Raw genomic sequence first — 860 nt, 5'->3', positions numbered from 1 at the left:
TCCGGCGGCTGGTGAGATCAAAAGAATAATGAGCAGGCACTTTTCGACATGGCATTACTGACTGAACACGAACAACGCAAAGTCGCCGAGGCCATCGCCCGGGTCGAGCGCGACACCGACGCCGAACTGGTCACGGTGCTCGCTGCCCGTGCCGACGATTACGCGTACATCCCGCTGCTCTGGGCCAGCCTGCTGGCGCTGGTGTTGCCGGGCATCGTCCACTACCTCACCGGCTGGCTGACCCTGCGCAGTCTGCTGCTGGTGCAATGGGGCATGTTCATCGTCCTGTGCCTGCTGTTTCGTCTGCCGAAAATCACCACGCATCTGGTCCCGCGCCGTGTGCGCCACTGGCGCGCCTCCAACCTGGCGCGGCGGCAGTTTCTCGAACAGAACCTGCACCACACCGTGGGCAGCACCGGCGTGCTGATTTTTGTCTGCGAGGCTGAGCGCTATGTGGAAATTCTGGTGGACGAGGGAATTTCCAAACGGCTGGACAACAGCAACTGGGACGCGATTGTCGCGGCGTTTACCGAACAGGTCAGGCAGGGGCGCACGCTGGAAGGGTTTGTCACGTGCGTGGAGGCGTGTGGCGAGTTGTTGAAGGTGCATGTGCCGGTGACGCAGGTGAGGAATGAATTGCCGAATCGGTTGGTGGTGTTGGGCTGAAAAACCCTCACCCCAGCCCTCTCCCAGAGGGAGAGGGAGCCGACCAGGGTGTTCTGTCGAGTTCCGCCGACCTGAAATGCCGAGTCGAAATCAAATCCTGACAGCCATAGCCGACTCGGTCGTTCAGGTCGATGTCGAGCGCAAGACACCTCGGTCGGCCCCCTCTCCCTCCGGGAGAGGGCTGGGGTGAGGGG

Annotated in this window: 1 protein-coding gene; it reads left to right on the top strand. The window is 61.7% G+C overall.

What is annotated here, in order from left to right:
* Window positions 1-48 precede the first annotated feature (48 nt).
* Window positions 49-666: a TPM domain-containing protein gene (locus tag D8U71_RS00985; protein WP_024011959.1), complete on the top strand. Its 618-nt coding sequence runs from the start codon at window positions 49-51 to the stop codon at window positions 664-666.
* Window positions 667-860: the final 194 nt, after the last annotated feature.

It is taken from the genome of Pseudomonas sp. Sample_21 (genome assembly GCF_004307525.1).
GTDB classification, from domain to species: domain Bacteria; phylum Pseudomonadota; class Gammaproteobacteria; order Pseudomonadales; family Pseudomonadaceae; genus Aquipseudomonas; species Aquipseudomonas atacamensis.
The sequence above is the reverse complement of the archived record's forward strand: the minus strand, read 5'-3'. Positions and strand labels throughout refer to the sequence as shown.

Coding starts and splice junctions, on each gene's coding strand:
- D8U71_RS00985 (WP_024011959.1), top strand. CDS start 49: ATGGCATTACTGACTGAACACGAACAACGCAAAGTCGCCGAGGCCATC.